Source organism: Microbulbifer thermotolerans (assembly GCF_001617625.1).
Taxonomy (GTDB): Bacteria; Pseudomonadota; Gammaproteobacteria; order Pseudomonadales; family Cellvibrionaceae; genus Microbulbifer; species Microbulbifer thermotolerans.
Genome location: NZ_CP014864.1, coordinates 1 through 13,603, shown reverse-complemented (window position 1 = coordinate 13,603; position 13,603 = coordinate 1). Strand labels below are relative to the sequence as shown.

General features: G+C 58.1%; 9 protein-coding genes. 4 read left to right on the top strand and 5 right to left on the bottom strand.

Features of this window, described 5'->3' with window-relative positions; translation table 11 throughout:
• Positions 1-103 precede the first annotated feature (103 nt).
• Entirely contained in the window at positions 104-3,085 is a 2,982-nt protein-coding gene (locus A3224_RS00045; protein ID WP_067149815.1) for a S8 family serine peptidase, read from the top strand.
• A gap of 51 nt (positions 3,086-3,136) precedes the next feature.
• Here A3224_RS00045 and rimO read toward each other — a convergent pair whose 3' ends face one another.
• Positions 3,137-4,462: a 30S ribosomal protein S12 methylthiotransferase RimO gene (gene rimO / locus A3224_RS00040; protein WP_067149813.1), complete on the bottom strand. Its 1,326-nt coding sequence runs from the start codon at positions 4,460-4,462 to the stop codon at positions 3,137-3,139.
• Positions 4,463-4,652: 190 nt separating this feature from the next.
• Between rimO and A3224_RS00035 the strand changes: the two genes are divergently transcribed.
• The 3 genes from A3224_RS00035 (at position 4,653) to A3224_RS00025 (ending at position 7,169) form a co-directional block, all read left to right on the top strand.
• Positions 4,653-5,840, top strand: coding sequence for a class I SAM-dependent rRNA methyltransferase (locus tag A3224_RS00035; protein WP_082817578.1), 1,188 nt, complete (start codon positions 4,653-4,655; stop codon positions 5,838-5,840).
• A gap of 79 nt (positions 5,841-5,919) precedes the next feature.
• The gene (locus tag A3224_RS00030) at positions 5,920-6,369 is read left to right on the top strand and encodes a GNAT family protein (protein ID WP_074901838.1); all 450 of its coding nucleotides are present in this window, start codon (positions 5,920-5,922) and stop codon (positions 6,367-6,369) included.
• 122 nt (positions 6,370-6,491) lie between these two features.
• A complete protein-coding gene (locus A3224_RS00025) occupies positions 6,492-7,169 on the top strand; it encodes a phosphoadenosine phosphosulfate reductase domain-containing protein (protein WP_067149804.1) in 678 nt (225 codons plus the stop codon).
• 97 nt (positions 7,170-7,266) lie between these two features.
• Here the strand turns inward: A3224_RS00025 and gyrB are convergent, their stop codons facing one another.
• The 4 genes from gyrB to dnaA all read right to left on the bottom strand — a co-directional run bounded on the left by gyrB (position 7,267) and on the right by dnaA (position 13,603).
• Positions 7,267-9,687 (bottom strand): DNA topoisomerase (ATP-hydrolyzing) subunit B, encoded by a 2,421-nt coding sequence (gene gyrB / locus A3224_RS00020; RefSeq protein ID WP_067149801.1) that lies wholly within the window; start codon positions 9,685-9,687, stop codon positions 7,267-7,269.
• Between the two features lie 18 nt (positions 9,688-9,705).
• Positions 9,706-10,812 (bottom strand): DNA replication/repair protein RecF, encoded by a 1,107-nt coding sequence (recF, locus tag A3224_RS00015; RefSeq protein ID WP_067157159.1) that lies wholly within the window; start codon positions 10,810-10,812, stop codon positions 9,706-9,708.
• Positions 10,813-10,936: 124 nt separating this feature from the next.
• Entirely contained in the window at positions 10,937-12,043 is a 1,107-nt protein-coding gene (dnaN, locus tag A3224_RS00010) for a DNA polymerase III subunit beta (protein ID WP_067149798.1), read from the bottom strand.
• Between the two features lie 48 nt (positions 12,044-12,091).
• Positions 12,092-13,603, bottom strand: coding sequence for a chromosomal replication initiator protein DnaA (dnaA, locus tag A3224_RS00005; protein ID WP_067149794.1), 1,512 nt, complete (start codon positions 13,601-13,603; stop codon positions 12,092-12,094).

The following is a 13,603-nucleotide window of genomic DNA, read 5'->3' as shown; positions in this document are numbered from 1 at the left end:
TGACCCGCAGTACCGCCATTCCCTGCCCGGGAGAGCGGCGGAAAGTCCCGCCTTTCAATCGCTTCCTGTCCTGAAAAAATCAATCACGAAGGGACATCAAAAAATGAAGATAATAAGAAGTTCACTGCTGCTTGCCGGCATACTGCTGTCTTTCGGCAGTATGGCAGAAACAGATCCAAAGACGTTGAAGCCGGATATCCGCCGGGACCACAAGGTATACATCGTCCAGTTGGCGGATAAGCCACTGGTGGCCTACGAAGGCCACATTCCCGGACTGGCGGCTACCAAACCAAACGCCAATGCAAAACTGAACCCCCAAAGCAGCCAGTACCGCCATTACGCCGACTTCCTCCGCGCTCGGCGCGATACGGTACTGGCCTCTGTGCCGGGGGCGCGCAAGGTACACGAATATCAGGTGGCCTTTAACGGGTTCGCTGCTCTGATGAGCAGCAAAGACGCCGAAGCGCTGCGGGCACGCAAGGATGTGCTCGGTGTCTGGGAGGATAAACTGCTCAAACCCCAGACGGATTCAACGCGGGATTTCCTCGGTCTCACCGGCTTCTTCGGGCCCTGGCTCTGGGGCGTCACCGGCGAGGATATCGTGATCGGCGTAATCGACAGCGGCGTCCACCCAGAACATCCGAGCCTGGCGGATACGCCCACACCGCGGCGCGGCAACCGTGGCCGCGCGGTCCCCTACGGGCCAGTGCCGGATCACTTTGTCGGTGAAGGCTGCGATTTCGGCAATTCGGAATTCAACCCGGCGGACGCCCCCTTCGAGTGCAACCGCAAGCTGATTAAAGCGGAGTCATTTTCCGACGCTTTCCTGACGGTGAATACACTGGCGGACTATGAGTTTCTCTCCGCTCGGGATGCCGGCGGCCACGGCACCCACACCGCCACTACCGCCGGCGGCAACTACGGTGTCGAAGGTCCCACCGGCGGCATCCTCAGTGGTATGGCCCCCCGCGCTCGTATCGCCGTGTACAAGGTGTGCTGGGATGCGCCCAATCCCGACGACAGCGGCTGCTTCTCCTCCGACTCCATGGCCGCTATCGATCAGGCGGTAGCCGACGGCGTGGATGTCATCAACTTCTCTGTCGGGGGCAGCAGTACCACCTTCAATGGCCCCGACGACATCGCCTTTTTATACGCCGCCGATGCGGGTGTGTTTGTATCCGTATCCGCCGGCAATCGGGGTCCGGATTCCGAGACCGTCGGTACACCATCCGGAGTGCCCTGGGTAACCGCGGTGGCCGCCATGGAAGACGATCAGAGTTTCGGCACCGGACTGCGGCTGGACGCGCCGGCAGACATCGCCGCAACCTATGAAGGGCTGGAGGGCGGCGGCCCGGTTTCCCTGGCCGACGTTGGCGCTATTTCCGCCAATGTAGTGACTACCGAACCCCAGGATGCCTGTGGGCCACTGACTAACAGTGACGCCATCGACGGGCAGATCGCGTTGGTAATCCGCGGCGGCTGTGCCTTTACCGACAAGTACAATAACGCTGCCGCCGCCGGTGCCCGCGCCATCGTCGTGTACAACGACGGCACCGGGCCCGATCGCATGGATCCCATCGTCATGTCGGCCCCAGATACCACCATTCCCGGCATTATGATTCGCCACTCGGACGGTGCGCTGATCGCCGCCAGCAGCGACAGCGCCGGTACCCTCAGCCCGGAGATCCAGGTATCGCGGGTCGACCGCATTGCCGGATTCTCCTCGCGCGGTGCCAATGGCGGCGCCCCGGATATTATCAAACCGGATGTGGCCGCACCCGGGGTCGGCATCATCGCCGGAACCTCCCCGGTTTCCAGCGGCGGCAATTTGTTCGCCGCCATGAACGGTACTTCCATGGCCAGCCCCCACGTGGCGGGGGTAATGGCACTGCTGAAGCAGGTACACCCGGACTGGACGCCGGCCATGGCAAAATCGGCTTTGATGACCACCGCGCGCAGTGGCCTGCGCAAATCCTTTGGTTCCGAAGCGGCGGATCCATTCGATATAGGCAGCGGTGCCATCAGTCCGTCCGACGCCTTTACTCCCGGCCTGGTATACGACGCGGGTCTGCCGGATTACTTCGCCTTTCTCTGTGGCGCTGAAAAGCAGCCCCAATTGGTGGATGGCACCACCTGCAGCGAACTGGAAGACCTTGGATACTCCACAGACTCCAGTGACCTAAACCTTGCTTCCATTGGTGTCGCGGAGCTTGCCGGCAGCCAGACAATTACCCGCAGGGTCACCAGTGTGGCACCGGGACGCCAGTGGTATTGGGTTTCCGTGGACGCGCCCGAGGGGGTCAATGTCCACGTCCAGCCCCGGGTATTGCGCCTCAAGCGGGGCGAGAGTGCCACTTATCGGGTGACTTTTACCGCCACCGATGCCGCCAGCCTCGGCGAGTGGACCTTCGGCTCCCTCACCTGGCATTCCCTGGGTAACCGCTATCAAGTGCGCAGCCCCATCGCCCTGCGTCCGGTGCCCATCACCGCGCCAGAATCTGTCATTGGTAACGGAAGTGAGGGCTCACTCAGTTTCGATGTACAGTTCGGTTACAGCGGCAATTACCAAGTACAGATCAGCGGCTTGGCCGAAGGTATCGCCTATCCCGGCGCTGTAGAGGATGGTGACAACGACCTGATTTTCTTCGAGATACCCGAAGGCACGGAGCTGTCCCGAATAGCTTTGTTTGATGCGGATGTAGGTGCCGGGGACGGTTCCGACGACCTGGATCTGCAAGTCTACGGTCCGGCACCCGACTTCCCGCTGGTAGGCAGCAGTGGCACGCCAACTTCCGCAGAAACGGTGACGCTGCGCAATCCGGAGCCGGGACAGTACGCGGCATTCGTGGTCGATTACGCCTCCGCCGCCGGTCCAACACCCTACACGCTGTTCAATTTCAACCTGAAGGGCGACGCTGGCAATGCGCTTTTGAGCGCACCCACCGCGGCAGACGTCGGCAGACGTAGCAGTGTGTCTCTCGATTGGATGGGGCTGGCGCCCGGTGGCCGTGCACTGGGATTACTCCGCCACGGTGATGGGGAACAAACCTTTGCCGAGACGGAAGTGATGATCAATACCCAGTGATTTTCAGGGCACCCCGCGCTCGCGTGGAGGTGCCCAAACAAACGGGCCGGATCAGGAGAGCGACTCGGCCCAAAGATCGTATTCATCTGCGTGGGTCACACGCGCACGAACCTTCTCGCCCGGTGTGAGGTGTGTCTCGCCGTTTAAGTAGACGGCGCCGTCAATTTCCGGCGCGTCCGCCCAGGAGCGGCCAATCGCCCCCTCTTCATCCACCTCATCGATCAACACTTCGATTTCGCTGCCGATCTTCCGCTGCAGACGCGCCGCACTGATTTCCCGCTGGTGCGCCATAAATCGCTCCCAACGCTCTTGTTTCACTTCCTCCGGTACCGCTCCCTCCAACGCGTTTGCCGGAGCGCCGTCAACCGGCGAGTACTGGAAGCAACCGACGCGATCGAGCTGTGCCTCACTCAACCAGTCGAGCAGATACTGGAAGTCCTCTTCCGTCTCCCCAGGGAAGCCGACGATAAAGGTGGAGCGGATGGTCAGGTCCGGACATATCTCACGCCACTTTTTGATACGCGCCAGGGTTTTGTCTTCGAAGGCCGGGCGTTTCATCGCCTTCAAAATTTTGGGACTGGCATGCTGGAAGGGAATATCCAGATAGGGCAGCAGTTTGCCCTCCGCCATCAGCGGTATCACATCATCGACATTGGGGTATGGATATACGTAGTGAAGGCGTACCCATACACCCAGAGATGACAGTGCCTCGCACAGCTCCAACATGCGGGTTTTCACCGGGCGCCCATCCCAGAAGTCCAGTTTGTACTTCAGATCTACGCCGTAGGCGCTGGTGTCCTGGGAAATCACCAGCAGCTCTTGCACGCCGGCTTTCACCAGTCGCTCCGCTTCTCCCAGCACCTCGCCCACCGGACGGCTGACCAGCTTGCCGCGCATACTGGGAATAATGCAGAAGCTGCAATTGTGGTTACAACCTTCGGAGATTTTCAGATAAGCGTAGTGGCGGGGGGTCAGCTTGATACCCTGAGGCGGCACCAAATCAACGAACGGATCGTGTTCTTGTTGCGGGGGCACAACCTCGTGAACTGCATTGACCACCTGTTCGTACTGCTGTGGGCCGGTTACCGCAAGTACACTCGGGTGGACTTGGCGAATATTTTCTTCTTCGACGCCCATACAACCGGTGACAATGACCTTACCGTTTTCGGCGATGGCTTCGCCAATCGCATCCAGGGACTCGGCCTTGGCGCTATCGATAAAGCCACAAGTATTGACCACCACCACGTCGGCGGCCTCGTAGCTGGGCACCAGCTGATAGCCCTCCATACGCAGCTGCGTCAGAATGCGTTCGGAATCCACGGTTGCCTTGGGGCAGCCGAGGGATACGAAGCCGACTTTCGGGGTGTTGCTGGTCATTTTGGCTCCCGAGCACTTATTTGGGTTTGTTTAAAAAGCGGGCAATTCTAACGGTGCCGGGCCCGCTTGCATAGCGACCGGAGCTCTGCTCTGCCCCTGCCGCTGTGCGCTTTTGCCGGAAAATGTTTGCTTGACCTGCCCGCGTTGAGGCGCACAATGCCGCCCTCGGCCACTATCTATGGAGAATACATTGGCGGATCTGATATTAAACCGCGGTGCGGAGCGCCGCCTGAAACGCGGCCATCTATGGATCTACAGCAACGAAGTGGACACCAAGCGGTCGTCCCTCAAGGGTATTGAGCCCGGCAGCCAGTGCCGGGTGCTGGACAGCCGGGGTAATTCGCTCGGCACCGCCTTTGTAAATCCCAGTCAACTGATCTGCGGCCGCCTTGTCTCCCGCGACAAAGAACTGGATGCCGCCCTATTAAGTGAGCGCTTACATTCTTCATTGAGACTGCGGCAGCGCTACTTTAACGCCCCCAATTACCGCCTGGTATACGGTGATTCGGACTGGTTGCCAGGGCTGGTGGCGGACCGCTTTGGCGATCACCTTGTGGTACAGGTGAGCAACTGGGGCATGGAAAAGCTATTGCCGCAGGTGGTGGACGCCCTCGCATCTCTGCTGAATCCGCGCGGTATCTTGCTGCGCAACGACCACCAGGGCCGCAGCCCGGAGCAAATGCCACTGGTGAACGAAGTGGTCTACGGAGAAGTGCCGGAAATGGTGCCGTTTTCCGAAAACGGCGTCGCACTGCTGGCGCCGGTGCACAGGGGACAGAAAACCGGCTGGTTTTACGATCATCGGGACAACCGCGCGCGGCTGAACCAGTGGATCAAGGGCAGGCGCGTACTGGACCTCTTCTCCTACGCCGGTGGCTGGGGCGTACAGGCACTGGCCAACGGGGCCGACCATGTCACCTGTGTGGACGCATCGGAACAGGCACTGCAGTGGTGCCAGGAAAATGCCGCTCACAATGGCGTGGAGGGGCGTTTACACACAGTGCGCGGCAAGGCGCTGGAGGTCCTGAAAGCCATGGTGGCCGAGGGGGAGCAATTCGATGTGGTGGTACTGGATCCGCCCGCCTTTATCAAAAGGCGCAAGGACCACAAATCTGGGCTGGCCGCCTACCGGCATATCAACCAACTGGCAATGCGCCTGCTGGCCGCAGATGGCCTATTAGTGAGCGCTTCCTGCTCGATGCATTTAAAAGCGGATGAGCTGGTCGACTGTGTACGGGGAGCCGCGCACCAACTGGGGCGCCCGGCGGCGCTGCTCGCCAGCGGGGGCCAGGGCGCGGACCATCCTGTGCACCCGGCGATTCCCGAGACCAGCTACTTAAAAGCGCAATTTGTCCACCTCGGCAAACGCGGTGCATAACGCAACCTATATTGGCCGACTAGGAGCTGCCGGGTTCCCTGACTAGGATTGTTTGCAAGTATTTACTTACGGTGCTGGTATGATCCGACCTGCGGTTCCCTCGGACTTCCAACGTCTGCAAGCGCTCTGGCTTCGCACTCTGGTCGATGCGCACCCCTCTATTCCACAACAGGTTTGGCAGGGCAAACTGAGCAATTTTGGCCACTGTCTGCAAACCGCTGACCTCTGTTTGGTCTATACGGCAAATGGAAAGCAAACTGCGGAGGGGTTCGCACTGATTACAGGAACCGACCAACTGGAGTATCTCTGTGTTAGCCCAGCGTTCACAAAGCGGGGCGCCGGTAGTGAACTGATGCGCTGCGCCAAGCGGGGACGGCCGCAACTGCTGATGACAGTGTTGGAAGAAAACCTGAACGGGCGCTACTTTCTGCAGCAGCAGGATTTTAAGGAAACCGGCAGGCAGCCCTGCGCCGTTAGTGGTCAGGCAGAGATCTTGATGCGCTACCGACCAAAACTGAAAGCAGCGTAAATAAGTTGCCTTGATTCCTTATAACTGAATCTTATGGATTCACTTCTTTTTATTGTTTCTCTCTAGTTGCCGCAAGCGTTAGCATGCCAACCTCCTGATAGAACACCAGTTTCGAGTTTTTTATGGGTAACGCCAGCAGCAATGCCGTCCGCGCCTATCCCCAGCGCACCTTCCATCACGGTGCGGACCTGGAGGCGCTGAATCAACAATTTCAGGGTGCCAAGCCCAGTGAAATTATGCGCTTCACCATTGAGCACGCGGAGAATCCGGTCGTCTTCACCAATTTCCGCCCGCTGGCGGTGGCATTCCTGCACTTGGTCACTCAGGCTAAACCGGATATCCCGGTAATCTGGGTGGATCACGGCTATAACACGCCGGAGACCTACCGCCATATCGATCGCTTGGTGAAAGAATTCAATCTCAATCTCTTCACCTATACCCCGAAGGTGTCTGCCGCGCACTACAAAGCGGTTTACGGAGAAATTCCCCCGCTGGATACGCCGGCGCACGATTTCTTCTCCCGCACCGTCAAACTGGAACCCTTCAATCGGGCCATGGAGGAATTGAAACCAGATGTGTGGATGAACGGCATTCGCCACGATCAAAACGCGCACCGGAAGAGCCTGAATATCTTCACCACCGGCAGCCACGGTACCATCCGCGTGGCGCCCATGTTCCACTTGAAGGAAATAGACGTCGAAGAGTACGTCTATCAGCACGACCTGCCGGACAACGATGTTTACTTCGACCCCACCAAAGGCGAAGAGCACCGGGAGTGCGGGCTGTTGCTGGAAAAGTGATGTGTCCTATCCGATTATAAAAAGGCCGCTCATAGAGCGGCCTTTTTTGTTCTTGCTGAATGCAGCTTGGAACCCCTATTCCGGTTAACCCAAGCCCTTATACATCCAGGTTTTCCACTGCCAGCGCATTGCTCTCGATAAACTCCCGGCGCGGTTCCACCTGGTCGCCCATCAGCGTGGTGAAGATCTGGTCCGCGGCGATGGCGTCTTCCACCGTTACCTGCAGCATGCGGCGGCTCTCAGGGTTCATGGTGGTTTCCCACAGCTGATCGGGGTTCATTTCACCAAGGCCCTTGTAGCGCTGTATACCGTAGCCGCGGCGGCTTTCATTCATCAGCCACTCCAGGGCTTCGGGGAAGCTTGTCACCGGCTGTTGCTTCTCACCACGGCGGACATAGGCCCCCTCTTCCAACAGGTCCTGAAGCTTCTCGCCCAAGGTACAGATCGAGCGGTATTCAGCGGAATCGAAAAATTCATGCCCGAAGGGATAATCGGTACCGACTCCGTGGGCGATTACGCGGACATGGGGCAAATGAAGGCCGCGTTCCGTGTTTTCCTTCAGTGTGACCTCGTGGCGGCGACCACCGCCATTACCTTCCTCGGCCAGGCGCTCCCGCAACTGCTCACACCAAGCTTCCATTTTTTCCCGGGATTCCAGGTCATTCTGAGCCAGGCTGGGCAGGTAAATCATGCTGCGCATCACCTCTTCGGGGTAGAGGCGTGACAGGCGGTCAATCGTCGCCAAAACTGCGCGGTATTCACCTACCAAGGCCTCCAGCCCCTCACCGGAAAGCGGCGGAGCGTCCGGGTTGACGAACAGACTGGCACCTTCAAGGGCAGCATTGGTGAGAAACTGGGTCAGTGCCGCCTCATCCTTTAGGTACTGTTCCTGCTTGCCTTTGCTGATTTTGTACAAGGGCGGCTGAGCGATGTAGACGTGGCCGCGCTCAATCAGTTCCGGCATTTGGCGGAAGAAGAAAGTGAGCAGCAGAGTACGAATATGGGCGCCGTCCACGTCGGCATCGGTCATGATGATGATGTAGTGGTAACGCAGCTTGTCCGGGTCGAACTCGCTTTTGCCGATACCGCAGCCCAGTGCGGTAATCAGAGTGCCGACTTCGGCGCTCGACAGCATTTTGTCGAAACGCGCCTTCTCCACATTCAATATTTTGCCCTTCAAAGGCAATATGGCTTGAGTGCGGCGGTCGCGCCCCTGTTTGGCGGAGCCACCGGCGGAATCACCCTCCACCAGATACAGCTCTGACTTAGCCGGGTCCTTTTCCTGGCAATCCGCCAATTTACCGGGCAAACCGGCGATATCCAGCGCCCCTTTGCGGCGGGTCATTTCACGCGCTTTGCGCGCCGCTTCACGCGCTTTGGCGGCGTCGATCATTTTGGTTACAACCGACTTGGCATCCTGGGGGTTTTCCAGCAGGTAATCGTTGAAATGCCGCCCCATTTCCTGCTCTACCGCAGGCTTCACCTCGGAGGAAACCAGTTTGTCTTTGGTCTGCGAAGAGAATTTTGGGTCTGGAACCTTGACGGAAATAATCGCCGTCAATCCCTCGCGGGCATCGTCACCAGTGGTGCTGACCTTATCCTTTTTACCCAAACCTTCTTTTTCGATGTAGTTGTTCAGACCGCGGGTCAAAGCAGCGCGGAAACCTGCCAGGTGTGTGCCGCCATCCCGCTGCGGAATATTGTTTGTATAGCAGTAGATATTTTCTTGAAAACTGTCATTCCACTGCAGCGCCACTTCCACGCCAATGCCATCTTCGCGCTGACTTTGGAAGTGCAGTACCTTGTTAATTGGCGTTTTGTTCTGGTTCAGGAACTCAACGAACGCTTTCAGGCCGCCTTCGTATTCATAGATCTCCTCTTTGCCGCTGCGCTCATCCTTCAGCACTATGCGCACACCAGAGTTGAGGAAAGAGAGCTCCCGCAGCCGCTTGGCCAGTACATCGAAGTGAAATTCAATATTTGAGAAGGTTTCCGGCGAAGGCTTGAAATGCACTGTGGTGCCGGTGGTGTCTGTTTCACCAACGACAGCCAGGGGCGCTTCGGGAACGCCGTGGCGGTATACCTGCTCGTGGACCTTTCCACCGCGACGGATGGTCAGCTTTAGCTCTTCCGACAGCGCATTCACCACGGATACGCCCACGCCGTGTAGACCACCGGAGACCTTGTAAGTGTTATCGTCGAACTTTCCGCCGGCATGCAGCACAGTCATGATCACTTCCGCTGCAGACACCCCCTCTTCCGGGTGGATTTCGGTGGGAATGCCACGCCCGTTGTCCGCCACGGATACTGACTGGTCCGGGTGAATGATCACTCGGATTTCATCACAGTGCCCTGCCAACGCCTCGTCGATGGAGTTGTCCACCACCTCAAACACCATGTGGTGCAGGCCGGTGCCGTCATCCGTATCGCCGATATACATACCCGGGCGTTTGCGCACGGCATCCAGCCCTTTCAATACCTTGATACTGCTGGAGTCATAGCTTTGCTGCTCTGACATTTACTCACTCCATCAAACTTATGTCGCGGCCGAAGACTCGGCACTGATATGCCCATGTTCCACGTGGAACACTTTGGGGCTGTTCCAGGGTGGGGATAACGCAAGCCAGGGGCGACTGGTCGCCTCCACCTCAATTCCGGTAACCAACACTTGGCTGGCACAGCGGCTAACCCAACGGGCGAACTGTAATTGATTCAACTCATCCAATTCCGACGGCAGGTCATCCACCAGGAACACAGGCTTTTCCCGGTGACGACAGACAAGCTCAGCCATCGCGGTACGCAAGGCGCAGACCAGCATTTTCTGCTGGCCACGGGATAGAATCTGGTGGGCGGCTTCGCCAGAGGCAGAAAACCTGAGATCAGCCCGATGCGGCCCCACCCGCGTATTGCCCTGTGCCAGATCCCCCTGGCGCGATTCTTCGAGTGCCTGAATCAGGGAAACCTCTTTGCGCCAGCCGCGCCGATAGGACATCTCAATCCGCGATAACGGGGAATCGGGCAACGACTTAAGCAAGGCCGTTAAGGCAGCATTAAGTCCAGCGAAAAGCCTTTGACGCAACGCGTCGACATGCTCTCCACTCTCCGCCAGTCTGCGTTCCCATACCGAAAGTAAATCCGGCACAATTTTACCACGGCGGAGCAACGCATTTCGCTGACTCAGTGCGATTTGATAGTTTTTCCACGCCTCGGCAAAGGAATGTTCCACGTGGAACACTGCCCAGTCCAACAAACGCCGGCGCACACCGGGACCACCATCGAGCGCCGAAAAACTGTCGCTGTTAATCACCTGCAACGGAAGGCAGCTAGCCAGCTGTGAACTGGAGGACGCAGGTGCGCGATTGATCCGTATGCGCCCCCCACCATCTGCGAGCCGCTCTACCCCAAGGCTATCGCCACCTGAAAGCCGGCCGAAAACGGTCAAGCCAAGTGCACCCTCCTGAATCACAGCCTTGTGTTTTCTGGAGCGAAACGAGCGACCGGTAGAGAGCATATGTACCGCTTCGAGCAGAGACGTCTTTCCGCTGCCGTTGGGACCGCAGAAAAGATTCACCCCCTGTACCAGAGACAGTTCAGCGAAAGTGATATTGCGGAAGTTGCTCAGCTGAAGACGATTCAAAGCCACGGCTAGCATACCGTTTACAGAACAAAGTGGCAGGAGCCGGATGAAACTCCCATAAAAAGACCGCCATATCCGGAGATATGGCGGTGATGAGAAGCGCTGTTAAGGAAACGGGCACTGCTGACAATCAGAGCCGCATTGGCATAACCACGTAGAGGGAATCCCCCTCTTCGGGCTGCTGTATCAAGGCACTGCTGTTGGCGTCTGCGAGGCCAATGCGGATCTTTTCACTATGGATCGCGGCAGTCACATCCAGCAGGTAGGAAACGTTGAAACCGATCTCCAGCGGTTCGCCAACGTAATCCACCACCAACTGCTCCTCAGCTTCTTCCTGCTCCGGGTTATTGGCCACTATCTGCAGCAGCCCCTCAGACACCTGCAGGCGCACACCGCGATATTTCTCGTTGGAAAGAATAGCGGCGCGCGAGAAAGCTTGGCGCAATGCCTGACGATCAGCATAGATTTCATTGCCCGCCGCACGCGGCAGCACACGTTCATAGTCCGGGAACTTCCCATCCACAAGTTTGGATGTGAAGGTGAACTGACCGCTGACAACGCGGATATGATTGCTTCCGAGCACGACTTCCGCCTGTGCATCGGTATCCTCCAGCAGGCGCCCCAGCTCCAACACCCCCTTGCGCGGCACAATCGCCTGAATGGGTGCATCGACATTCAGTCCCGGTGCATCGCGGTCACAGAGCGCCAGCCTGTGCCCGTCGGTGGCCACAGCGCGCAGCTGCTGTGGGCGACACTCCAACAGCAGACCGTTCAGGTAGTAGCGCACATCCTGCTGCGCCATGGCGAAGCTGGTAGCCTCGATCAAACGGCGTATTTCCCGCTGTGAAATCGCAAAACGGGTCTGGGCACTGGTCTCGTCCTGATTGGGGAAATCCGCTGCGGGAAGTGTGGAAAGCAGAAAACGGCTGCGGCCACTGCGCAGCACCAGGCGCTCGCCATCGCGCTCAAATTTAAGTTCGGCGCCATCGGGCAGCGACCGGCAGATATCCAACAACTTGCGCGCCGGTACGGTCACCTCCCCTTCCATTTCCACTCCGTCCACCGGCAGGCGGCCGACGATTTCCACTTCCAGATCGGTACCGGTCAGCGACAGTTCCTGCCCCTGCAGCTGAATCAATACATTAGCCAGCACCGGCAACGTCTGGCGCTTCTCCACAACGCCGGCGACCAGTTGTAGCGGTTTTAATAGGGCGTCCCGGCTCACATTGAATTTCATCGGTAATTTCGCCTTGCTTGGATTTATCGGTTATCGTCAGTCATTGAATCAGGTTGTCAACGAGCGGGTCAGCAACTTAACGTCCTCGCGGATATCCGCGTCCGTCTCCTGCAACTCGCGAATCTTGCGGCAAGCGTGCAGCACTGTGGTGTGATCCCGCCCCCCAAAGGCATCGCCGATCTCCGGCAGACTGTGATTCGTCAGCTCCTTGGCCAGGGACATCGCCACCTGGCGTGGCCGCGCCACCGAGCGGCTGCGACGCTTGGAGAGCAGATCCGACACCTTAATCTTGTAGTACTCAGCCACCACCCGCTGAATATTATCTACGCTTACCAGCCTGTCCTGCAGCGCTAGCAGATCTTTCAACGCCTCCCGTACCAACAGGTCATCGATAGGTCGGCCGGTAAATTGGGCGTTGGCAATCACCCGCCGCAGTGCCCCTTCCAGCTCACGCACATTGGAACGTATGCGCTGGGCGATAAAGAAAGCGGAATCATGGGGCAGGTCCACACCCACCTGCTCCGCCTTCTTCATTAAAATGGCCACTCGGGTCTCCAGCTCTGGTGGCTCCACCGCTACCGTCAACCCCCAGCCAAAGCGGGACTTCAATCGCTCCTCCAAGCCGTCAATTTCCTTGGGGTAACGATCACAGGTGAGGATGATCTGCTGCCCACCCTCGAGCAATGCGTTGAACGTGTGGAAAAACTCTTCCTGGGAGCGCTCTTTACCGGCAAAAAACTGGATATCGTCAATTAACAGTGCGTCTACCGAGCGGTAATACCGCTTAAAGTCACTGATCGCGTTTAATTGCAGCGCCTTGACCATGTCCGCAACAAAACGCTCCGAATGCAAATAGACCACCTTGGCATTGGGATTGCGCTCCACCAGCGCATTGCCCACCGCGTGCATCAGGTGGGTCTTGCCGAGGCCAACACCTCCGTAAATAAAGAGCGGGTTATAGGCGCCGCCAGGGTTGTCGGCAATTTGTTGTGCCGCCGCCAAGCCCAACTGATTGGACTTGCCCTCAACAAAGGATTTAAAGGTGAAATTGCGGTTTAAAGAGCTGCCGTGCTTGATCGCGCCTTCCACTTCTACATTGCGCACGGGTTCGGCGCCCGGCCGTTGAGCGCCCCCCCCGCGCAGGTCGGTCAACGCCAGCTCTCCACTGGTGATTTGCTCCGCGCTCCCCTCCTCCTGCACTGCCGGATGGGGCGCTACCCGTGCGGCGGAAAATCCCCTTGCGGGCGCCGGCTGAGCAGTCGCAGCCGACTGGCGCGCGGCCACGCGGGTACGCTGAAAACGCGCCGGGCGCCTTTCTGTAATCTCCAATACCACCTGGATCGGTTGACCACCAGAAAATTCCTGTAACAGCTCGCGAATGCGGTTGAGAAACTTATCCGCCACCCAGTCGAGCACAAAGCGGTTGGGGGCCAACAGCCGCAATTCGCCCGCGGAACTCGCCGGATTGACACGCAGTGGCCTTATCCAGGTATTGAACTGCTGTGCGGGCAATTCATCCTGCAAACAGCTAGCACACTGCTTCCAAACGGATTCAGACAA